This window comes from Micromonospora sp. NPDC047793, from assembly GCF_040642635.1.
Classification (GTDB): Bacteria; Actinomycetota; Actinomycetes; order Mycobacteriales; family Micromonosporaceae; genus Micromonospora.
In genome coordinates, this window is record NZ_JBEYSG010000018.1 from 55878 (window position 1) to 77158 (window position 21281).

Consider the following 21281-nt stretch of genomic DNA (forward strand, 5'->3'; position numbering starts at 1 on the left):
CGTCTCGGCCCGCGCCCGCACCGAATCCATACCCCCGGTCCGGCCGGTCCACACCAGCGGACAAGTCCGCCCGAGCGGACATCGCCGCAGCTCGGCACCGGCGGCTACTGTTCTTCAGGTGTCCACCGAGCCGCTGCGCTGCGCCGGAGCGCTGATCGTCGACCCCGCCGGGCGCATCTTCTTCCAACGCCGCTCGCCGCACCGCCGCCTGTTCCCGAACAGCTGGGACATCGTCGGCGGGCACCTCGAACCCGGCGAGACCTTCGAACAGGCACTGCGCCGGGAGGTCACCGAGGAGACCGGCTGGCGGGTCTCGGAGATCATCGCGCAGGTCGGCGAGTACCGGTACGTCGGCGACGACGGCCTGGCCCGGATCGAGAGCGACTGGCTCGTCCGGGTCGACGGCGACCTGACGGCACCGGTCCTGGAGGTCGGCAAGCACACCGAGTACCGCTGGCTCGGCCCGGCCGACCTCGACCTGCTCGACGAGGACCGCGACGTCAACGACGGACTGATCCGGCGGATCGCCGAACAGGCCTTCGAACTCCTGGGTCCGACCGGTTCGTGAGCGACAGCGTCGGGCTCGCCGCGCACCGGTACGTGGCGCTGGTCGCCCCCGTCCTCGACCGGGTCGTCCGCGCGGCGATGCAGGCCGGTCAGGACGGCGGCGGAGCGGAACTGAGCCAGCGGTACGGCGGCATGCCCGCCACCAGCTTCCTGGTGGAGATGCGGACCCGCCTGGCTGCCGGTGGCACGGTCGACGGTGCCGGATTCGCCGCGATCACCCGGTACCGGGACCCGATCGCCTGTCAACGGGCGCTGGACCGGCACGTCGCGTACGGGATGATCCACCGGCGACCGGACGGCGGACTCACCGCCACCGAACGCGGCACGGCGTTCCTGGCCGAGCTGTACCAGGTGCACGCCGAGGTGACCGAGGAACTCTGGGCCGGCCACGACGACCGGGTGCAGCGGCTGACCGAGACCGCCGGGCGGCTGCTGACGGCTGCCCTGGCGCCCCGAGGCGACGAGCCGGTGCCCAGCCCCGGCGCATTCGACGCGGTCGCCCCACCGTACGAGCCGGACGGCACCCCGTCGGGCGTGTTGCTGCTCAACCGGCTCGGCACGCTGCGGTACCACCGGGCCGACGCGCACACCGACGCCTGGACGGCCGCCGGACACACCCCGTCGAGCATCGCCGAACTGATCGACGGGGCGCAGTGGCAGGCCATCGAGCTGGAGACCGACCGGCGGGCAGCCGGCCCGTACACGGCGCTGACCGCCGAGGAGCGACTGACCTTCCTCGCCGACCTGGCGGCCCTGCCCGGCTGACCCCCGACAGCCGGTCGACGCGCGGCGCTATCCTCCTTCGGTGAACGCCGTACGAACAGGAACTGATGTCGGCATGGTCGGGATGGTGCTGGCGGCCGGGGCCGGGCGCCGACTGCGCCCGTACACCGACACTCTGCCCAAGGCGCTGGTCCCGGTGGACGGCGAGATCACCATCCTCGACATCGCGCTGCGCAACCTCGCCGAGGTGGGGCTGACCGACGTCGTCGTGGTAGTCGGCTACGCGGCGGACACCGTCCGCGAACGCCAGGCCGACCTGGAACGCCGCCACGGAGTGACGCTCACCCTCGTGCACAACGACAAGGCCGAGGAGTGGAACAACGCGTACTCGCTCTGGCTGGCCCGCGACTGGTTCGCCCGGGGCGTACTGCTGGTCAACGGCGACACCGTGCACCCGGTGAGCATCGAGAAGACGCTGCTGGCCGAGCGCGGGCCCGGCGTGCTGCTCGCGGTCGACACCCTCAAGCCGCTGGCGGAGGAGGAGATGAAGACCACCTTCGACGCCGCCGGCCAGCTCACCCGGATCACCAAGCTGATGGACCCGGCCGACGCGTACGGCGAGTACATCGGCGCGACGCTGATCGAGCCGCAGGTGGCCGGAGCGCTCGCCGACGCGCTGGAGGCGACCTGGCGGCGCGACCCGAACCTGTACTACGAGGACGGATACCAGGAGTTCGCCGAGCGGGGTGGCGAGGTACGCGCCGCACCGATCGGTGACGTGTCCTGGGTGGAGGTCGACAACCACGACGACCTGGCCCGGGCGCGGGAGATCGCGTGCCGTTACTAGCGCGCACCGTCACCACACCGCTGTCGATCGAGGTCCGCCGAGGGGCGGTGGCCAACCTCGGCGTGCTGCTGGCCGACCGGCGGATCTCCGGCGGTGGCGACGTCGCGGTGGTGGTCGGCCCCGGACAGGGCGAGAAGATCGCCGACCTCTGCCGGCCCTCACTCGGCTCGGCCGACATCTTCACGGTGACCGGCGGCACCGTCGACTCCGCGCAGGAGCTTGGCGACCAGCTCCGGCGCCGGCACTACGACGCGGTCGTCGGCATCGGCGGCGGCAAGACCATCGACACCGCCAAGTACGCCGCCACCCGTTACGCCATCCCGATGGTCACCGTGGCGACGAGCCTCGCCAACGACGGCATCGCCTCCCCGGTGGCGTCGCTGACCCACGAGGGCGGCAAGGGCTCGTACGGCGTGCACATCCCGATCGCCGTCCTGGTCGACCTCGACTTCGTGGAGAACGGGCCGGACCGGCAGACCCAGGCCGGCATCGGCGACGCGGTGAGCAACCTGAGCGCCTGCGCCGACTGGGAACTGGCCCACCGGGTACGCGACGAGCCGATCGACGGGCTCGCCGTGACGCTCGCCCGGACCGGTGCCGAAGCCCTGGTCAACCATCCCGGCAAGATCACCGACGACGCCTTCCTGACCACGCTGGCCGAGGCACTCATCCTCGGCGGGATCTCCATGTCGATCTGCGGCTCCAGCCGCCCGGCCAGCGGCGGCGACCACGAGATCTCGCACGCCATCGACCACCTCTACCCGGGCACCGGCTCGCACGGCGAACAGGTCGGCCTGGGCGCGTTGTTCTGCACCTTCCTCCGGGGCGACCTGGAACGCTTCGGTCAGCTCAGCACCTGCCTGCACCGGCACGGCCTGGCCGTCCGGCCCGACGAGCTGGGCCTCACCGACGAGCAGTTCGTCGAGGCGGTCGCCTTCGCGCCGCGTACCCGACCGGACCGCTACACCATCCTCGAACACCTCGCGTTGTCCGCTGACGACGTCCGGACCCGGCTGGGAGACTACGTTGACGCCCTCCGTGAGCACCTTGGCTGAACCGTCCCACCCCACGGTCGCCGACTTCCACCGGGTGAACCGGGGTGGTGGTCTGTTCAGCGAGTCCGTAAGCCAGTGGATCGGCGCCGTCTTCGCGCTGGTCGCCCAGCGGCTCGGACTCCGCCCCACCGCGCTGACCATCACCAACCTGGTACTCGGTCTGGCCACCTCGGTCACCGTGGTCGCGCTCGCCGGTCCGGTCGCCGCCGGTGACGTACCCTCCTGGGTCGTCGGGCTGCTCGCGCTCCTCGGCTGGCAGATCGCGTACGCCCTGGACTGCGCCGACGGACAGCTCGCCCGGGTGACCGGTCAGGGCAGCGCGGCCGGGGCCCGGGTCGACGTGCTCTGCGACGTGGCGGCCCAGATCGCCCTGGTCGCCGCGCTCTCCGCGACCGCCGTGGCGCAGGTGCCGTCGACGCCCGTGTGGTTGGTGGCGGCCTTCGCCGGCACCTGGATGGTCAACCTGGTGACCTCGGTGATGCAGTCCGGCCCGAACGCCGCCAGCATGGTCACCTCCACCAGCCTGCCGGTCCGCCTGGTGAAGCTGGTCCGCGACTACGGCGCAGTGATCTTCGTAGCCGCCCTGGTGCTGGCCTTCGCTCCGGCGCTCGTCTTCTGGGTCGTGGTCGCCTTCACCGTGGTGAACGGCGGCTTCCTGCTCGCCAGCATCGCCTTCTCCGCCCGCGCCTCCCTCTAACCGACATGCAAGGAAGGGCACCTTATTAACGCCTCGTGCATAGCAGGGGTCCCCGATTAACGCAGCCTGCCCGGATTAGCGCTGCCTGCCGACGGACCGCCTGACGGCTGCCGCCGGACCGCTGCCGCCGGGACCCGTGCCGAGCCCACCCCGACTGTGCCTAGCGCCCCCCGCCCCCCGCTCCCTGCGCGCCCCGCTCCCTGCGCGCCCTGCTCCCTGCGTGCCCCACTTCCCAAGATCGTGCTCGATCCAGGATCGAGTGGCATCGAAGCACCGCAGTAGGCACTCGATCCCGGATCGAGTGGCTACCGGGCGCTCATCACGACAGGTTCCGCTGGTCGCTGTAGAGGGGAGTCGATGAGCACGCGGCAGCACTCCATCCACTCCCGCGCTGGGCAGGCTCGACTCGTCGATCATGGAGTTGTGGCGCTCACAAAAGGCGCAAGACTGGATGAGTCGGAAGCCACAACTCCATGATCGACGCACGAGGCGCGGAGCATGCGACGCGAGGCACGTGGGGTAGGCGAGGCACGTGGGGTAGGCGAGGCACGGGGGACAAGGCGGGACAGGGAGGATGGAGGACGCGCGAGGCACGTGGGATGGGGTGCGAGGTGACGGGCGGCGTTTGGGAGGGGACGGGGGTGTCGGGGGTCAGCGGAGGGACGCGTACACGTCGATGAGGCGCTTGGTGACCACCTCGGGGTGGAAGGTGCGGTCGTAGCGGGCGCGGGCGGGCCCGGCCAGGGCGGCGGCTCCGGCGGCGGCCACCGGCAGTGCGGCTGCCAGCGCCGCCGGGTCCGGCGGCACGACCCATCCGGCCTCTCCGGCCCGGATCCCGGCCGGCAAGGCGCTCGCCCGACCGGCGGAGTCGACCTGACCGACGGATCCACCAGGCCCGACCGGGCCAACGGAACCCACGCCAACGGAACCCACGCCACCGGAGCCGACCGGGCCACCGGAGCCGACCGGGTCAGCAAGACCGACCGGGCCAGCGGGGCCGCCGGGGCTGGGCGGGGCGGCTGCCGAGGCGGCCACGGCAGGGCCGGTGCCGGCGGGTTCGCGGGGGGTGTCGGCGCCGACGAGGTACGGGATGCCGCCGAGCGCGGTGCCGAGCACCGGCCGCCCGCTGGCCAGTGCCTCGATGATCACGGTGGGGAGTACGTCGTGCCAGGTGGAGGTGGCGAGCACGACGGCGCTGGCGTTCAGCGCCTCGCGTACCCCGGCCCGGTCGAGCGGGCCGAGGAAGGTGACGTCGGCGCGTTCGGCCGCCGCCGCCTCGACCAGCGGACGCAGTTCGCCGTCACCGGCCACGCGCAGTGGGCCCAGTGCGCCGTCCGGGTGCCGGCGCCACGCCTCCAGCAGCAGGTCGAGCCCCTTCTCGGGGGAGAGCCGACCGAGGAAGAGGAAGCCCCGGCCCAGCGGCGCGGGGGTGCCCGGGTCCGGGATGGCGTTCGGCTTGACCACGATCCGCTCGTCCGGGATGCCGTAGTCACGCAGGTGGTCGGCGACCGCGCTGGTCAGCGCGATGAACCGGTCCACCGACTTCCAGGTGCCCCGGTGCACGGCCAGGGTGGTCGCCATCAGCGCGCTCTGTGCCCGCGACCCCCGGTAGCAGCGGTGTACCACCGCCGGTACACCCAGCGTCCGGCCCCGGCAGTCCTGGCAGATCACCCCGTCGCGGAAGTACAGGCCGGAGGAGCAGACCTGGCGGTAGTTGTGCACCGTCTGCACCACCGGCACCCCGTGCCGGTGCGCGGTCCGCACCACCCAGGGCGAGAGCAGCGGGTACGGGTTGTGCAGGTGCAACACGTCCGGACGGTGCTCGGTGAGCAGCCGACTCAGCTCCTGTTGCGCCCGGGGGGCGTAGATCGGCGAGATCGGCAGCAGTGCCTTCGCCGTCTTCGGCATCGACGGGATCTCGTCGGAGCTGCGCAGGAACGGCAGCACCTCCACGCCGGCTGCGGCGAGCTGGGAGATCTCCACGTCGACGATGGTGTTCTCGCCGGACGGCTGGGCTTCCCGGTACCGGTTGTGCGCCACCACGATTCTCACGGCAAAGAAGGCTACCGTTGACCTGTGCCCGAACTACCGGAGGTAGAGGCGCTCGCAGGCTACCTGCGGCAGCGCGCGGTGGGCCGGCGTGTCGACCGGCTGGAGGTCGCCGCGATCAGCGCCCTGAAGACGTACGATCCGGCGCCGAGCGCGGTCGTCGGCCGGACGGTGACCGACGCCCGGCGACACGGCAAGTTCCTCGACGTCGTCTTCGACGGCGGCCTGCACCTGGTGGTCCACCTGGCTCGCGCGGGCTGGCTGCACTACCGGGAGGCGTTCGCCTCGACCGTCCCGCTTCGTCCCGGAAAGGGGCCGATCGCCCTCCGGGTACGCCTCGACGACGGTTCCGGCTTCGACCTGACCGAGGCCGGTACGCAGAAGAAGCTCGCCGCCTACCTGGTGACCGACCCGCAGACGGTGCCCGGGGTGGCCAAGCTCGGGCCGGACGCGATCGCCGCCGACCTGAGCGCCTTCGCCGAGGCGCTGCGCAGCCGCCGGGGCCAGGTCAAGGGGGTGCTCACCGACCAGTCCGTGCTGGCCGGGGTCGGTAACGCGTACTCGGACGAGATCCTGCACGCCGCGAAGCTGTCGCCGTTCGCGCTGACCGACCGGCTGAGTGACGACCAGATGGCGACGCTGCACGCGGCGACCCGGCGGGTGCTCGGCGACGCGGTGACCCGTTCGCTGGGGCAGCGCGCCGCGGAACTCAAGGGTGAGAAGCGGTCCGGGCTGAAGGTGCACGCCCGCACCGGGCTGCCCTGCCCGGTCTGTGGGGACACCGTCCGGGAGGTCTCGTTCGCCGATTCGAGCCTCCAGTACTGCCCCACCTGCCAGACCGGCGGCAAGCCGCTGGCTGACCGACGGCTGTCCAGACTTGTACGGTGAGTGACGTTGCTCATCGACTACGGAGCGGAATCGGACGTGGGTGTCGAACCGCCGCTCGCACGCTCTACCCGGGCCACAATCCATCGGTATAGTGGCCCGGTCCCCGGCTTCCGGACGGCGCGAAGTCGGCCAGATCCCAGGCGAACACGAGTCTGTCGCGCAATGTCCCCCGGGTCCGCGACGGGCGCGGATCCGCGTGGGAAGCTGGAACGGTGGGCGACGCGGGCCATCACGGCGAGTGAGCGGCACGTGTCATGCGGGAGGACATGGTGAGGTGACGACTAGCCTCCAGCGCCCGGTGACCAACGAAGGCCGGAGCAGATTCGTGCGGCACGTCGACAGCTTCGAGATCCAGCCGCCGACCCCACCCTCCACCAGCGGCGTACCGCGATCGGCGTGGGCGCGGGCGCGGCGACGCGTCTCCCGCTGGCACCGCCCGTACACGGCGATCCTGCTGCTGCTGGACTTCGCCGCCGTCGCCTTCTCCAGCTACACCGCGATCCACAGCTTCGACCAGGCCACCGCCGGTTTCTACGACGCGCAGAACGACCCGACCTGGTTCTTCACGGTGGCCTTCCTGCTGTTGCCGCTGGGCTGGCTGGTGGTTCTGTGGTTCAACGGCGCCTACGACCGGCGTTGTCTCGGGCTCGGGCCGGACGAGTTCAAGCGGGTGATCCGCGCCGGGGTCACGGCCTGCGCCACGGTGTCGTTCCTCGCCTTCGCCACCAAGACCGACCTGTCCCGGTTCACCGTCGGCACCGCCCTGCTGATGGCGCTGCTGCTGATCCTGCTGGGCCGGATCCTGGCCCGCTTCGTGCTGCACGTGGTCCGGCGCAACATCCAGCAGGCCGCGCACCGGATGGTGCTGGTCGGCACGCTGCCGGACTGCCTGGAGGTCTACACCGCGGTCACCCGCAACCCGTCCGCCGGGCTGGTCCCGGTCGCCATCCACATCACCGACGGGTACGCGGCAGCCCGGGGCGTGCAGACCCCGGTCCCGGTGTACGCCGGACGCGACGTACTGGCGCTGGTCCGTGAGGTCGGCGGCGACACCATCGCGGTCTGCGGCTCGGCCAGCTCCGAGCCGGGCGAGCTGCGCCGGCTGGCCTGGCAGTTGGAGGGCTCCGGGGTCGACCTGGTGGTGGCCCCGCAGTTGACCGACATCGCCGGCCCCCGGGTGCACATCCGCCCGATCGAGGGTCTGCCGCTGCTGCACGTCGAGGAGCCGACCCTCTCCGGGCCCGCGCTGCTGGCCAAGAGCATGATGGACCGGGTCGGCGCCGGTCTCGGCCTGCTGATGCTGGTGCCGGTCTTCCTCGCCGTCGCCGTCGCGATCCGGATCTCCGACCCGGGTCCGGTCTTCTTCCGCCAGCCCCGGGTGGGGCACGAGGGACGGACGTTCCGGGTGTGGAAGTTCCGCACCATGTACGTCGACGCGGAGGACCGGCTCGCCAGCCTGACCGACCAGAACGAGACCGACGGCATGCTGTTCAAGATGAAGCAGGATCCCCGGGTCTTCCCGGTGGGCCGTTTCCTGCGTGCCTCGTCGCTGGACGAGCTGCCTCAGTTGATCAACGTACTCAAGGGTGAGATGTCGTTGGTCGGGCCGCGCCCGCTGCCCGCCGACGACGGCGACTTCCTCGGTGACGTACGACGCCGACTGCTGGTCCGTCCCGGTATGACCGGCCTGTGGCAGGTCTCCGGCCGCTCGGACCTGTCCTGGGACGAGGCCGTCCGGCTGGACCTCTACTACGTCGACAACTGGTCGCTGGCGTACGACCTGAGCATCCTGTGGCGCACCGTGGGCGTCGTGCTGGCCCGCAAGGGCGCGTACTGACTCTTGGCCCGGCGGCCGGAAACGACCAGGATCGTCGGCGTGGGTGGCAACCTCTCCGCCGTCGTCGGCGTCATCTCCCTGGTCGCCGTACTGGCCGGTGCCCTGTACGCCGTCGGTCGGCTGCGCGGTCGACGTGGCATCGCCACCCCCGGCCAGCGGGCCACCTACGAGGTGCTGCACACCGCCGGGTTGGCCGCCGAACCGCTGCGTGCCGGGCTGAACCCGGCCGGCGCGGCGAAGGCGGCCCGCCACCTGCGCACCCTGGTCGGGGCCGAGGGGCTGGCCTTGACCGACACCGACGACCTGCTCGCCCTGGACGGGCGGGGCGCCCACCACGGGGACCAACTACGCGCGGCGGCCCGGCGGGTGGTGGCCTCGGAGCGGTCGACGGTGCTCGGCGAGGCGGAGTTGTCCTGCAACCGCGTCGACTGTCCGGTCCGGGGTGCGGTGGTGGCTCCGCTGGCCGGCGCGGAGGGCCGGATAGCCGGTGCCCTGGTCGCCGTCACCGACGGCGTGCCCGCCCCCGGTCTGGTGCAGGCCACCCTGGAGACCGCCCACTGGGCGGGCAGCCAGCTCGCCCTCGCCGAGCTGGACTCGTCCCGGGAGCGGCTGGCCCGCGCCGAGGTACGGGCGCTGCGGGCGCAGATCAGCCCGCACTTCATCTACAACGCGCTGACCGCGATCGGCTCGTTCGTCCGGACCGACCCGGAGCGGGCCCGGGAGCTGATCCTGGAGTTCGCCGAGTTCACCAGGTACTCCTTCCGGGCGCACGGGGAGTTCACCACGTTGGCCGAGGAGCTGCGGTCGATCGATCGCTACCTCACCATCGAACGGGCCAGGTTCGGCGACCGGCTCCAGGTGCGGCTCCAGATCGCCCCCGAGGTGCTGCCGGTGACCCTGCCGTTCCTGTGCCTGCAACCACTGGTGGAGAACGCGGTCCGGCACGGCTTGTCGCGTAAGCCCGGCACGGGCATGGTGAGCATCGAGGCCCGGGACGCGGGAGCCGAGTGCCACATCACGGTGGAGGACGACGGAGTGGGGATGGATCCGGCCACGTTGACCGCCGGGATCGCCGAGCTGGCCGGTGCCACCGGCGACCCCGGCGACGACCCGGGCCAGCACGTCGGCCTCTCGAACGTCGACGAGCGACTCCGGTCGGTCTTCGGTGACGGCTTCGGCCTCGTCGTGGAGACGGGGCTGGGCTCGGGAACGAAGGTGAGCATGCGGGTGCCCAAGTTCCATCCCGGCGTACGGGCCGGCTCGTGACCGGCAACGGCGGCCCGGCCGCTCCCGGCTTCCTGCGCGTCCTCGCGGTGGACGACGAACCGCCCGCGCTCGACGAGCTGGCGTACCACCTGCGCGCCGACCCCCGGGTGGCCCGGCTGCACACGGCCGGCGACGCCACCGAGGCGCTGCGGGTGCTCCGCGACGGCGATATCGACGTGGTCTTCCTGGACATCCGGATGCCCGGCCTGGACGGCATGGAGCTGGCCCGGGTGCTGCGCCGGTTCGCCCGGCCACCGGCGATCGTCTTCGTCACCGCCTACGACGACGGCGCGGCCGACGCCTTCGACCTCGGCGCCACCGACTACGTCCGCAAGCCCGTCCGGTCCGAACGGCTCTCCGAGGCGCTGCGTCGGGTGGTCGGCTCCCGGGTGGTGCCGTCGCACCCGGCCGCGCTGGCCCGCGCCGAGGAGGACCCGACCATCCCGGTCGAGTTGGCCGGCACCACCCGGATGCTGCCCCGTTCGGCGGTGCGGTGGGTGGAGGCACAGGGCGACTACGCCCGGCTGCACACCGTCGACGGCGCCCACCTGGTCCGGGTGTCGCTGGCCACGCTCGCCGAGCGCTGGGCCGACGCCGGTTTCGTCCGGATCCACCGGTCGTACCTGGTGCAACTCCGGCTGATCGCCGAACTCCGGCTGGTCAACTCCGGGTACGTGGTGGTGGTCGACGGCACGGAGCTGTCGGTGAGCCGGCGACACATCCGGGAGTTGAAGGACAAGCTGGTCCGCGCCGCGAAGCAGGAGTGGAGCCGCTGAACGTGCGGCGGTCCGTTTATCGGTCCACGCGAGAATCGTCGCTGCTCTATCCTCCTGCTGCCGGTCCGGTACGGGGCGCGGGACCGGCGCGGGCGCAGTGCCTGCACGGGCCGCCCCGCACCCTCACGTTTGGACGCAGATGCAGCTAACCCTCATTCGCCGTGCCGTACTGGCCGGCATCGCCGTGGTGGCCGTCGTGGCACCCGGTGCCACCCCCGCGTGGGCGGCCGACACCGGCACGATCAGCGGTCGACTCACGACCAGTGCCGGCGCCGCCGCACCGGACGTTCCGGTGGTGGTCTACCGGACCGGCGGGTTCACCACCATCGCCGAAACCCAGACCGACGCCGACGGCACCTACACTCTCGCCTCGCTGCGGCCCGGCTCCTACACCGTCGGTTACCTTCCCCCCAACCGGCCGGAGCAGTACCACCGACAGAAGTTCCGGTCCTGGGAGGCGGATCCGGTCGTGGTGACCGCAGACGCCACCACCACCGTCGACGAGCAGTTGGTGGCCACCGGCACGGTCACCGGCCGCATCGTGGACGCCGCTGGTGAGCCTCGGTCCGGGTTACGGGTCGAGGCCCGCCCGATCGGCTCCCCCAACTGGGCCAACACGGTCACCGACTCCGACGGGCGGTACGCGATGGCCGTGCTCGCCGGCGACTACCGGGTGAGTTTCCAGCCGATCGAGGGCTCCAGGCAGGCCCAGTACGTACCGGGCAAGCTCGGCCTGCGCAGCGCGGGTGTCTTCGCGGTCACCGCCGACGCGGTGGTCGTGGCCGACGACACGGTGCTGCCGGTGGGCAACCTGTCGGGCCGGTTCACCACCGCCGCCGGGGCACCGTTGACGGAGGCGCAGGTCGACCTCTACACGCCGGACGGAGAGAACGCCGGCTGGACCGACACGGACGCCGACGGGGCCTTCGACCTGGAGGTGCTCGCCGGCGCCTACCGGGTCGGGGTGTTCAAGGACGACCGCCAGCAGTACTACCGCGGGAAGCTCGTCCCCGAGCAGGCCGACCTGGTCACCGTGCGGGGCGGGGAGCGGACCAGCATCACCGACGCCCTGCTCGGCACCGGGACCCTGCGGGTCCGGGCGGTCGACTCGGTGACCGGTGCGCCGATCGCCCGCTTCTGCGCGATGGATGCGTGCAGCAACGGCACCGGTTCGGTGATCATCCCCGACATCCCCGAGGGGCGGCACGACGTCTACCTCTACACGCCGGACGGCCGGTACCTCCCACGCAACCGCAGCGGTGTGCTGATCCGCGCCGACCAGACCACCGAGGTGACCGTCGCGCTGAGTCCGGGCGCGACGATCAGCACCACGGTGGTCGACCGGCAGACCGGAGCACCCCTTGCCGGCGTCTGTCTGGAGGCGTTCGCGAACAAGCGGGCGCTGCTGCTGGACAGCTACCCGAAGTGCAGCGACCACGACGGTCGGGTGGACATCGGACCGCTGCGGGCTGGCGAGCACAAGCTCTTCGCCGTGCCGCAGAACCAGACGTACGGCCGGCAGTGGGTCGGGCCGGACGGCGGCACCGGCGACGAGCGGGAGGCCGCCACGGTCACCACCAACCTGGGCCAGGTGTCCACCGGCCCGGTGGTCCGACTCGACCGTGCGGGCCGGGTGAGTGGTCGGGTGACGGACGTGCAGACCGGCGCGGGTCTGGCGGACGTCCACGTATCGGTACTCACCGGCCACCCCGGCGTCGGCGCGGAGGACGTCCGCACCGACGATCAGGGCGGCTACACGCTGACCCGACTCGGCCCGTACGCGTGGCCCGTGGTGTTCGGCGGGGATTCGCACGCCGCCGTCTGGTCCGGTGGCGCGTCCAGCCGCTTCAAGGCCACTCCGGTGCTGGTCACCGCTGACGCCACGGCGACCCTGGACGCGACGCTCAGCCCCGGCACGCAGTTCACCGGCACGATCAAGGACGGCACGGGTAGGCCGTTCCAGTCCGGCTTGGTGATGGCGCACAGCGTCGACACCGGCGACATCGCGGGCAGCGGCTTGGTCTCCGGCGGGCAGTTCGACCTCCGACTGACCGGACGCCAGCGGGTCTTCCTCAGCTACGAGGTCTCGCTGGACGGGGTGGACATGCACTCGGGCCGGTACCGGGTCGCCGACTCCGACGGCGTCGTTCGGCTGGTCCGTTTCACGGTGCCCGCGACCGGGTCGACGAGCGTCGACGTGGTCATCCCGACGAGCTGAACCTGAGGTGGCGGGCGGACGGCGACGCACGACGCCGTCCCCCGTCCACCGGGTTATCCACAGGCTGCACGAGTTGTCCACAGGTTGTGCACAGCCCTCTTGACATTCCCGTCCGGCGGACGAGACTGCCGGGGTGGCCGCTGCCGACGATCCCGTCCCGGCGCCCGGGGCAGCGGCAGGGCCCGGGGCGCAGCCCCGCCACGCCGACCCCGGACCGGTGCCGCCGCAGGGCGGGCCGCCGACACCCGAGGCGCCCACCCGCACCCGGGTGGTGCTGGCCGAGGTGTCGCAGCGGCAGCGCCCCGCCGCCGGTACGCACACCGAGCTCACCCAGCAGACCCGGGTCGGTGAGGCCCTCGTCCGGGGACTGGTCCGCGCCCAGTTGGCGCTGGCGCTGCAACTGTCGGCGGTGGTGCTGGTCGGGCTGGGCGGCCTGCCCCTGTTGTTCGCCATCGCGCCGTCGGTCGGGCGGATGACCGTGCTCGGCGTCAACCTGCCGTGGCTGGTGCTCGGCGCGCTCTCCTTCCCGTTCCTGGTCGCGGTCGGCTGGACGTACGTGCGGCTGGCCGAACGCAACGAGCAGGACTTCACCGACCTGGTCCAGCGGCCGGAGCGCTGAGTGGGCAACGACCTCGTCGTCCCCGCGATCGTGGCGGTCACCCTGATCACGCTGGGGATCGGGTTCTACGGGCTGCGGCTGGCCCGCACCACCTCCGACTTCCTGGTCGCCTCACGGGTGGTCAGCCCGACCTGGAACGCCGCCGCGATCGGCGGGGAGTACCTCTCGGCGGCGAGCTTCCTCGGCGTGGCCGGGCTGGTCCTCAAGTACGGCGTCGACGTGCTCTGGTATCCGGTCGGCTTCGCCGCCGGCTACCTGGCCCTGCTGCTCTTCGTGGCGGCACCGTTGCGCCGCTCCGGGGCGTTCACCCTGCCCGACTTCTGCGAGATGCGGCTCGGTTCCCGCCGGTTGCGGACGCTCGCCACCATCTTCGTGATCTTCATCGGGTGGCTCTACCTGGTCCCGCAGTTGCAGGGCGCCGGGCTGACGCTGGCCACGCTGGCCGGTTCGCCGTACCCGGTGGGTGCCCTGGTGGTGGCCGCGGTGGTGACCGCCAACGTGGCGCTCGGCGGGATGCGCGCGGTCACCTTCGTGCAGGCGTTCCAGTACTGGCTCAAGCTGACCGCGCTCGCCGTACCCGCCATCTTCCTCGCCCTCCAGTGGCAGTCCGACGGACGTCCCCCGGTGACGCCGCCCGACGGGCCGACGTTCCGGACCGCGACCACCGTCGTGGTCGAGCACCGCGCCGTGCTCACGCTGCCCGACGGTGAGACCCGGGAGGTACGCCCCGGCGACGAGTTGACCTTCGCAGCGGGTGAGCCGGTGCCGGAAGTCTCCGGAGTGGCGACCGGATCGGCCGAATGGCTGCTGCCCAGCACCGCGGCCGACGACGACCGGGGGCTGTTCGCCACGTACTCGCTGATCCTGGCGACCTTCCTGGGCACCATGGGGTTACCGCACGTCCTCGTCCGCTTCTACACCAATCCGGACGGGGCCGCCGCCCGCCGAACCACGCTGGTGGTGCTGGCGCTGGTCGGGGTCTTCTACCTGCTACCCACGATCTACGGTGTGTTGGGTCGGATCTACACCCCGCAACTGCTGGTCAGCGGGCAGACCGACGCGGTGGTGGTGCTGCTGCCCGAAGCGGCGCTCGGCGCCGGGACCACCGGCCGGCTGCTGGCCGCCCTGGTCGCCGCCGGTGCGTTCGCGGCCTTCCTCTCCACCTCGTCCGGCCTGCTCACCAGCGTCGCCGGAGTGATCTCCACGGACGTGCTCGGCCGTGGCTCGGTACGCGGCTTCCGGCTGGCCACGGTAATCGCGGGCGGGATCCCGACGGTGCTCGCGTTGAACGTCTCCGGGCTGGACGTCTCGCAGGTGGTCGGGCTGGCGTTCGCCGTCGCCGCGTCCAGCTTCTGCCCACTGCTGGTACTCGGCATCTGGTGGCGCGGGCTCACCGACGCGGGCGCGGCGGCCGGCATCCTGGTCGGCGGCGGCGCGGCGATCTCGGCGGTGCTGGTCACCGTGCTCGGCCCACCGCTGTCCGGCTGGCCGGCCACCCTGACCGCCCAGCCCGCCGCCTGGACGGTGCCGCTGGCCTTCACCGTGATGGTCGCCGTCTCGCTCGCCACCCGCCGCCGCGCCCCGACCGACATCGCCCGCACCATGCTGCGCCTGCACGCCCCCGACGCCCTCCGGCGGTAAGGAAGGGCCCCCTGCTAACGCCTGCGGTATAGGAGGGGTCCCCTGCTAACGTCCGTCGGCGGGCAGGGGCGGCTGGCGCGACGTCCGACTCGGGGATGAGCCGTGAATCGTCCTCCGGAGGGTCGGTGCACTGGTCAGGACCGGATACGGTCGGGATCATGACTGGTGAGCACCCGGCGCTGGCGCTGCGCGGCCTGGCGAAGAGGTTCGACAGCAAGGTCGCGGTGGCCGGCGTGGATCTGGACGTACCCGCCGGCTCGTTCTACGGCCTGCTCGGCCCGAACGGCGCGGGCAAGACCACCACGCTGTCGATGGCGGTCGGGCTGCTGCGGCCCGACGCAGGTGGCGCCCAGGTACTCGGGCACGACGTGTGGGCCGACCCGGTCACCGCGAAACGGCTGCTCGGCGTGATGCCGGACGGCGTACGCCTCTTCGACCGGCTCAGTGGGTCCGAGCTGTTGGCGTACCACGGCCTGCTGCGCGGCATGGACCCGGCGGTGGTCGACCAGCGTGCCGGGGAACTACTCGACGTGCTCGCCCTCGCCGACGCCGGCCGCACCCTGGTGGTGGACTACTCGGCGGGTATGAAGAAGAAGATCGGCCTGGCCTGCGCGCTGCTGCACGGACCGCGACTGCTGGTGCTGGACGAGCCGTTCGAGGCGGTCGATCCGGTCTCGGCCGCGTTGATCCGCGACATCCTCCAGCGGTACGTCACCGGCGGCGGCACGGTGGTCTTCTCCAGTCACGTGATGGAGGTCGTGCAGCGGCTCTGCACGCATGTGGCGATCCTCGCCGAGGGCACCATCAAGCGGGTCGGCACGCTGGAGCAGGTACGCGGCGAGCGCTCGCTGGAGGAGGTCTTCGTCGAGGTGGTCGGCGGGCGTACCGCAACCGGTGAGGAGCTGGCGTGGCTGTCTCAGTGACCACCCCGGCGAAGCCGGTACGGGCCGTCTCGGCCCGGCACTTCGTCCGGCTCAAGCTGCGGGTGATGGCCAACAACTTCCGTGGTCAGGGCTGGCGGGTCGCACTGTTCCTGATCGGGTCGCTGTTCGGGCTCTGGATCGCGGTGGGCGCCTTCTTCGGCCTGGCCGCCCCCGGGCTGGCGGGCAACGACACGTACGCGCTGCTGATCGCCGCGCTCGCCGGCAGCCTCACCGTGCTCGGCTGGATGCTGCTGCCGCTGGTCTTCTTCGGCGTCGACGAGACGCTCGACCCGGCCCGCTTCGCGCTGCTGCCGTTACCCCGCCGCACCCTGGTCAAGGGGCTGTTCGCGGCGGCGCTGGTGAGCGTACCGGCGATCGCCGCCCTGGTGGCGTTCTCCGGCCTGGTGGTCACCGCCGGTGTCTTCGGTGGCTGGTCCGCCGCCGTGGTGGCCGCGATCGGCGTCGTCCTGGGGCTACTCGTCTGCGTCGCCGGTGCACGGGCGGTGACCAGCGCGTTCGCCACCATGCTCCGCTCCCGGCGGGTCCGTGACCTGGCCGCCGTCCTGCTGGCGGTGCTGGCCGCGATGCTGGGGCCGCTGCAGATCGCGGGCGTGGCCGCGCTCGGCGAGGTCAACTGGGACCGGTTCGTCCCGGTGGCGACCGTGCTGGGCTGGACCCCGCTGGGCGCACCCTTCACGGCCGGCATCGACCTGGCCCAGGGCCGGGTCTGGGCCGCCCCGCTGAAGCTGGCGATCGCCGTGCTCACCATCCTCGCGCTGTTGGCGTGGTGGTCGCGGTCGCTGGAGTCGGCGATGGTGGGTGCGGCGAGCACCGGGTCGACCCGTGTTCAGGCCGGACCCACCGGTGGCGCGGTCGCCCAACTGTTTCCCCGTGCGGCCGGCTGGCTGCGCCGGGACCAGTTCGGCGCGCTGGTCGCCCGGGAGGCCAGGTACTGGTGGCGGGACGCCCGGAGGCGGGCCAACCTGATCACCGTCGCGGTGGTCGGTCTCTTCGTGCCGGTCATGGTCAACTTCGGCGCGCAGGGCTTCGCCTTCGACAGTGATCAGGGCTTCAGCGTCGGCGACTCGTCACCGGTGCTGGTCAGCGTCTCCATGCTCTTCGTCGGGCTGCTCGCCGCCGTCACCCTGGCCAACCAGTTCGGCTTCGACGGCAGCGCGTACGCCGCGAACGTGGTGGCCGGCGTACCCGGTCGACAGGAACTACTCGCCCGGATGGCCGCCTTCTCGCTCTACGTCCTGCCGATGCTGGCCGTGGTCGCGGTGGTGATCGCGCTGGTCCTCGGCGAGCCGGCGTGGATCGGGTTCATGGCCGGCGCACTGGTCGCGACGTACGGTGTCGGGCTGGCGGTCAACTCGTTCATCTCGGTACTCGGCGCGTACTCGCTGCCGGAGACGAGCAACCCGTTCGCAATGAACAGTGGTGCCGGCGTGGCCAAGAGCCTGCTGACGCTGCTGTCGATGGTCGTCACCGCCGTGCTCGGCGTACCGATGGTGGTGGCCGCCGCGCTGCTCGGCGACACCTGGCTCTGGCTCGGTCTGCCGCTCGGCGTGGTGTACGGCGTCGGCGCGGCACTGCTCGGCGCGTACCTGGCCGGCGACACGCTGGACCGCCGCCAGCCCGAACTGTTGGCCACGGTCACCCCACGCCGCTGAACGACGGCGGGACGGCACCCCGGGCGCGAAGCGCGGCCTGGACCTCGGCGACGAAGCCCTCGAAATCCGCACGGAGGCGCTTCGCGGTGAGGTGCAGGATGATCCAGCCCCCGGTGACCAGCCGGTTGAGCCGCCTGCGGTCCGAGTGGAGATGCTCCGGGTCGGCATGCCAGAGACCGTCGTACTCCACCGCGACCCGATAGTCCGGCCAGGCGAGATCGAGACGAGCGACGAAACGGCCCCGATCCGACACGACCCATTGGGTACGGGGCCGGGGCACCCCGGCCAGCACCAGCCGTACCCGGGTCCGGGATTCCTGGGGCGACTCGGCACCGGCGTCAGCGAGATCGACTGCTCGGAGCATCGCCCGCCAGCCACGACGCCCCGCCCGCGCGAGGGCGTACCCGCGAAGCGTGGACGCGTCAGTGAGTCGGCGCGCCAACAACGCGTCGATGACCACCACCGCCTCCACCAGGTCGAGCCAGAGTGCCAGGTCCCAGCAGGTACGTTCGGGGGACGTGACCGGCGTCCCCGCGCGATCGACTATGTCACCCGGGTCGATGGGCCCGCGACGGATGCGCAGACCAGCGATGACACCGACGCGTACGCCGCGCGGCACGACGACGTCCACCGGCTCGTCGGCGGCGACCTCGGCGCACCCGTAGAGTGCCGCAGCGGATCGGCCGGCGATCGCCCCGGCCGACGGGATCAGCCACCGACCGACAGCGGTGCACCTGATCCGGTGGGTCACCGGCAGTTGGGCGTCCGCGTACACGTCTCGGAAGAGTGAGCGCCAGGCGGAACTGCGGAGGTCGTTGCGGGTGAGCAGGCCACTGGTGACCGCGTGAGACCCACGGAAGATGCGCCCCCGCAACTGCGGAGGCCGACGAGGCGATCTGGGCATGTCACCGACGATGGCAGTCACCACGCCCCGCGCGCCGCCCCTGTGGATAACGCGGCTCCCTGCGCCCGTGCCGCCGCCTGTCGGCGGCCCCACACGCCCACGGGCGCCCCCGCACGACGACGGGCGGCGCGCACTCGCGGGCGGCGCGCACTCGCGGGCGGCGCGCACTCGCGGGCGGCGCGCATGATCACGCTCGATGCAGGATCGAGTGGTTAACGAGCTACGACGAGACCACTCGATCCTGGATCGAGCGTGATCTTCGGAGAGGGTCGCACGCCATGCGCGACCGGTGCGGTGCGGCGTCGCAGAGCCTGCCCACCAGTACGACCGCCTGGCCTGGAAAGCCGTTCGCGCCGTCCGGGGTGCGTCGCGCGCCCCGGCAGGGGTCGGTCAGTGGGCGGCGGGGGTCGATGCCTCGCGGGCGAGGTCGAGGAAGGACCGCCAAGCGGTCGGCGCGAAGGTGAGCGACGGGCCGGAACGATCCTTGCTGTCCCGCACCAGCACCAGCCCAGGCAGGTTGTCCGCCACCTCGACACAGTTTCCGCCGGTGTCACCGGACCGGGTCGACGTGCGCCAGCGGGGTTCGGCAGCGGTCATGGCGTCACCTTGAGCTTTCGGATCAGATCCAGCGAGGCGCTCGTGGACAGTGCTTCGCCGAGCAGGCTATCCCACTTCCGGTCGATCAGGCGGACCGTCTCGGGGTCGTTGACCACGTGCCCGCGAGCGGCGTTTTCCAGGTAGATCGCCTGCTCGCCGTCCGGCAGCTCGGCCAGCACGAAGCCGCCGATCAGGCCGACATGCTCGCCGACACTCACCGGTACGACATGCAACCGAACTTGCGGTAGCTCGACAATCTCCAGCAGTCGACCAAGCTGTGCGTCGAGCACTGCCGGACCGCCGACGGGCCGCCGCACCACATTCTCGTCGAGCAGGAAGACGCACTGCGGTGGATCATCACGGCGCAACAGCTCTTGGCGCTCCATTCGGACGGCCACCAGCTCGTCCACCATTGCCGGTGGTTGGAGTCCACCGGCCGAGATGACGGCTCGGGCGTACTCCTCGGTCTGGAGCAGGCCCGGCACCAGACAGGGCTCGAAGGCGCGCAGCCTGGTCGCCTCCTGCTCGTAGCCGCGCCACGCCGCGAACCAGGAGGGACCGCGTTCCCGGTCGGCCTCCTTGAGTAGTTCGGCGAGCAGGCCACCGGTCTGCAGCGCCTCGTCGGCGGCCACGGCGAATTCCATCGTCGGTCGGCGGCGGCCCGTCTCGATGGCGGCGATCAGCGACGGACTCCACTTGATCAGGGTGGCGAGTCCCTCCTGGGAGACGCTGACAGCGGCACGGGCGGCCTTCAACGCCCTGATCCACATCTCGAAGTTCATCACTCACCCATCCGGTAAGTACGCGAACGCGCCGAGTAGTAACCGCTGGCATCCTCCCCTGCGGCGAGTGCGGAGTCCAGGGTGGAAACGCGCGGCCCGGCCAGTGGAGGCGACGACCCGGTGGCCGGTCCTGCGTCGGGTCGCCCCGGTCATTCCCCCGGCCGGGGCGACCCCCACAGTTCAGAGGAGGCCATCCCATGTCCACCGCGCTCCCCGGGTGTCGAGAGGCCGCGCTGCGGTCGTACCGCCGCTCGTCGCCATCGACGGCGGACCCGGACGCCAGGCCCCGACCCGGCCCGGCCGACTGGCGCACCCTCGCGCAGAGCCGGCGGTCGGACGGAGACCGCTGGTGATCCGGGCATCTGCCGCGCCGGAAGGACCAACTCGGCACGGACGGTCGGATCGACCGTGAGCCGCGTCGTCCCGCACGTGCCGATGCGACCGCTCTGGCGGTGTCGATCCTGTGGAGCGCACTGGCCCTGCCAGCCCGCCCGCCTGTCGCTGCTGGTCGAGTACCGCGAGGACCGGACCGCACTCCTGGTGTATCTCGGGCTCCTGATGACGGAGGCCCACGCCCAGCTCAGCCAGCTCGACGGGCGACTCGACCCGGCCAGCCTGCACGAACGGTTCCTGACCTGGGCACGGGCCCGCGAACCCGCTGGGCGGGTCACAATGTTTCACGTGAATCATCAGCCGGGTGCCCAGATCCACCACACCGACCCGTTCGCCGTGCCGACGGGCGACCGTTCGCCGGCACGGCGGCTGCGAGGTCGGCTCGCCGCGCCGGTGACGCTCTGGACGGCACCCGGACCGGCCGGGCTGACGGTCTCCTCCACGCTGGTGGCCGAGGGCGAGCCGGACCGCCTGCTCGGCCTGATCGACGCCGAGTCCGACCTGTGGGCGGCGGTGGAGGAGGCCGGGCGCTTCGCGGTCGCGCCGCTCGGCCCGCCGCACCGGCAGCTCGCCGACCGGTTCGCCGGGCTGTTCCCGTCGCCCGGTGGCCTCTTCGCCACCGGCGCCTGGACCGAGACGCCCTACGGCCCGGTGCCCGCCGACGCCGGCGGGTGGGCGGGGTGCCGGCTCGACAGCGCCCGGGAGTACGGCTGGAGCCTGCTCGTCGAGGCGACCGTCGAGCAGGTGGAGCTCGGCGACGACATCGCGCCGTTGCTGCATCATCGGGGCCGCTACCGCGAACTGGGCTGACCGCGGGGCCGGCAGC

At 71.9% G+C, this 21281-nt stretch carries 19 protein-coding genes; 15 read left to right on the plus strand and 4 right to left on the minus strand.

Going from position 1 to position 21281, the window contains the following annotated elements:
* Window positions 1-118: 118 nt before the first annotated feature.
* The 5 genes from ABZ738_RS26925 (at window position 119) to ABZ738_RS26945 (ending at window position 3889) form a co-directional block, all read left to right on the plus strand.
* Window positions 119-568, plus strand: coding sequence for an NUDIX domain-containing protein (locus tag ABZ738_RS26925; protein ID WP_131052345.1), 450 nt, complete (start codon window positions 119-121; stop codon window positions 566-568).
* Window positions 565-1332 carry a hypothetical protein gene (locus ABZ738_RS26930; RefSeq protein ID WP_131052344.1) on the plus strand — a complete coding sequence of 256 codons (768 nt, stop codon included), beginning with the start codon at window positions 565-567 and terminating at the stop codon, window positions 1330-1332. Before ABZ738_RS26925 ends, ABZ738_RS26930 begins: the two co-directional genes overlap by 4 nt.
* 73 nt (window positions 1333-1405) lie before the next feature.
* Window positions 1406-2137 (plus strand): phosphocholine cytidylyltransferase family protein, encoded by a 732-nt coding sequence (locus ABZ738_RS26935; protein ID WP_131052363.1) that lies wholly within the window; start codon window positions 1406-1408, stop codon window positions 2135-2137.
* Window positions 2125-3192 carry an iron-containing alcohol dehydrogenase family protein gene (locus tag ABZ738_RS26940; RefSeq protein WP_131052343.1) on the plus strand — a complete coding sequence of 356 codons (1068 nt, stop codon included), beginning with the start codon at window positions 2125-2127 and terminating at the stop codon, window positions 3190-3192. The genes ABZ738_RS26935 and ABZ738_RS26940 overlap by 13 nt, the downstream gene beginning before the upstream one ends.
* Window positions 3176-3889, plus strand: a complete 714-nt coding sequence (locus tag ABZ738_RS26945; protein ID WP_131052342.1) for a CDP-alcohol phosphatidyltransferase family protein — start codon at window positions 3176-3178, stop codon at window positions 3887-3889. The genes ABZ738_RS26940 and ABZ738_RS26945 overlap by 17 nt, the downstream gene beginning before the upstream one ends.
* Window positions 3890-4540: 651 nt before the next feature.
* Here the strand turns inward: ABZ738_RS26945 and ABZ738_RS26950 are convergent.
* A complete protein-coding gene (locus ABZ738_RS26950; protein WP_357217613.1) occupies window positions 4541-5941 on the minus strand; it encodes a glycosyltransferase family 4 protein in 1401 nt (466 codons plus the stop codon).
* Window positions 5942-5965: 24 nt separating this feature from the next.
* Between ABZ738_RS26950 and ABZ738_RS26955 the strand changes: the two genes are divergently transcribed.
* The 9 genes from ABZ738_RS26955 to ABZ738_RS26995 all read left to right on the plus strand — a co-directional run bounded on the left by ABZ738_RS26955 (window position 5966) and on the right by ABZ738_RS26995 (window position 17779).
* On the plus strand, window positions 5966-6826 hold the full coding sequence (locus ABZ738_RS26955; protein ID WP_131054756.1) for a DNA-formamidopyrimidine glycosylase family protein: 861 nt from the start codon (window positions 5966-5968) through the stop codon (window positions 6824-6826).
* Window positions 6827-7151: 325 nt separating this feature from the next.
* Window positions 7152-8663 (plus strand): sugar transferase, encoded by a 1512-nt coding sequence (locus ABZ738_RS26960; RefSeq protein ID WP_131054760.1) that lies wholly within the window; start codon window positions 7152-7154, stop codon window positions 8661-8663.
* Between the two features lie 39 nt (window positions 8664-8702).
* Window positions 8703-9929 (plus strand): histidine kinase, encoded by a 1227-nt coding sequence (locus ABZ738_RS26965; RefSeq protein WP_357217617.1) that lies wholly within the window; start codon window positions 8703-8705, stop codon window positions 9927-9929.
* On the plus strand, window positions 9926-10705 hold the full coding sequence (locus ABZ738_RS26970; RefSeq protein ID WP_131054758.1) for a LytTR family DNA-binding domain-containing protein: 780 nt from the start codon (window positions 9926-9928) through the stop codon (window positions 10703-10705). The genes ABZ738_RS26965 and ABZ738_RS26970 overlap by 4 nt, the downstream gene beginning before the upstream one ends.
* A gap of 139 nt (window positions 10706-10844) precedes the next feature.
* Window positions 10845-12923 (plus strand): carboxypeptidase-like regulatory domain-containing protein, encoded by a 2079-nt coding sequence (locus ABZ738_RS26975; protein ID WP_131054759.1) that lies wholly within the window; start codon window positions 10845-10847, stop codon window positions 12921-12923.
* A gap of 217 nt (window positions 12924-13140) precedes the next feature.
* Entirely contained in the window at window positions 13141-13542 is a 402-nt protein-coding gene (locus ABZ738_RS26980; RefSeq protein ID WP_131055831.1) for a hypothetical protein, read from the plus strand.
* On the plus strand, window positions 13543-15183 hold the full coding sequence (locus ABZ738_RS26985) for a cation acetate symporter (protein WP_131055824.1): 1641 nt from the start codon (window positions 13543-13545) through the stop codon (window positions 15181-15183). It abuts the gene before it with no gap.
* A gap of 158 nt (window positions 15184-15341) precedes the next feature.
* Entirely contained in the window at window positions 15342-16106 is a 765-nt protein-coding gene (locus ABZ738_RS26990) for an ABC transporter ATP-binding protein (RefSeq protein ID WP_131055826.1), read from the plus strand.
* Window positions 16091-17779 (plus strand): ABC transporter permease, encoded by a 1689-nt coding sequence (locus ABZ738_RS26995; RefSeq protein WP_357217623.1) that lies wholly within the window; start codon window positions 16091-16093, stop codon window positions 17777-17779. Before ABZ738_RS26990 ends, ABZ738_RS26995 begins: the two co-directional genes overlap by 16 nt.
* Here the strand turns inward: ABZ738_RS26995 and ABZ738_RS27000 are convergent.
* The 3 genes from ABZ738_RS27000 to ABZ738_RS27010 form a co-directional block, all read right to left on the minus strand.
* A complete protein-coding gene (locus ABZ738_RS27000) occupies window positions 17763-18683 on the minus strand; it encodes a hypothetical protein (protein WP_357217626.1) in 921 nt (306 codons plus the stop codon). The two genes, ABZ738_RS26995 and ABZ738_RS27000, sit on opposite strands and share 17 nt — an antisense overlap.
* A gap of 390 nt (window positions 18684-19073) precedes the next feature.
* Window positions 19074-19280 (minus strand): DUF397 domain-containing protein, encoded by a 207-nt coding sequence (locus ABZ738_RS27005; RefSeq protein ID WP_357217629.1) that lies wholly within the window; start codon window positions 19278-19280, stop codon window positions 19074-19076.
* Window positions 19277-20062: a helix-turn-helix transcriptional regulator gene (locus ABZ738_RS27010; RefSeq protein WP_131055742.1), complete on the minus strand. Its 786-nt coding sequence runs from the start codon at window positions 20060-20062 to the stop codon at window positions 19277-19279. The genes ABZ738_RS27005 and ABZ738_RS27010 overlap by 4 nt, the downstream gene beginning before the upstream one ends.
* Window positions 20063-20497: 435 nt before the next feature.
* Here ABZ738_RS27010 and ABZ738_RS27015 point away from each other — a divergent pair, with 435 nt between their 5' ends.
* Window positions 20498-21265 carry a flavin reductase family protein gene (locus ABZ738_RS27015; RefSeq protein WP_357217732.1) on the plus strand — a complete coding sequence of 256 codons (768 nt, stop codon included), beginning with the start codon at window positions 20498-20500 and terminating at the stop codon, window positions 21263-21265.
* Window positions 21266-21281: the final 16 nt, after the last annotated feature.

Excerpts from the sequence above, each read along its gene's own strand:
- ABZ738_RS26935 (WP_131052363.1), top strand. The coding sequence starts at position 1,406 with ATGGTCGGGATGGTGCTGGCGGCCGGGGCCGGGCGCCGACTGCGCCCG.
- ABZ738_RS26975 (WP_131054759.1), top strand. The coding sequence starts at position 10,845 with ATGCAGCTAACCCTCATTCGCCGTGCCGTACTGGCCGGCATCGCCGTG.
- ABZ738_RS26990 (WP_131055826.1), top strand. The coding sequence starts at position 15,342 with ATGACTGGTGAGCACCCGGCGCTGGCGCTGCGCGGCCTGGCGAAGAGG.
- ABZ738_RS27000 (WP_357217626.1), bottom strand. The coding sequence starts at position 18,683 with ATGCCCAGATCGCCTCGTCGGCCTCCGCAGTTGCGGGGGCGCATCTTC.
- ABZ738_RS27005 (WP_357217629.1), bottom strand. The coding sequence starts at position 19,280 with ATGACCGCTGCCGAACCCCGCTGGCGCACGTCGACCCGGTCCGGTGAC.
- ABZ738_RS27010 (WP_131055742.1), bottom strand. The coding sequence starts at position 20,062 with ATGAACTTCGAGATGTGGATCAGGGCGTTGAAGGCCGCCCGTGCCGCT.
- ABZ738_RS27015 (WP_357217732.1), top strand. The coding sequence starts at position 20,498 with ATGCGACCGCTCTGGCGGTGTCGATCCTGTGGAGCGCACTGGCCCTGC.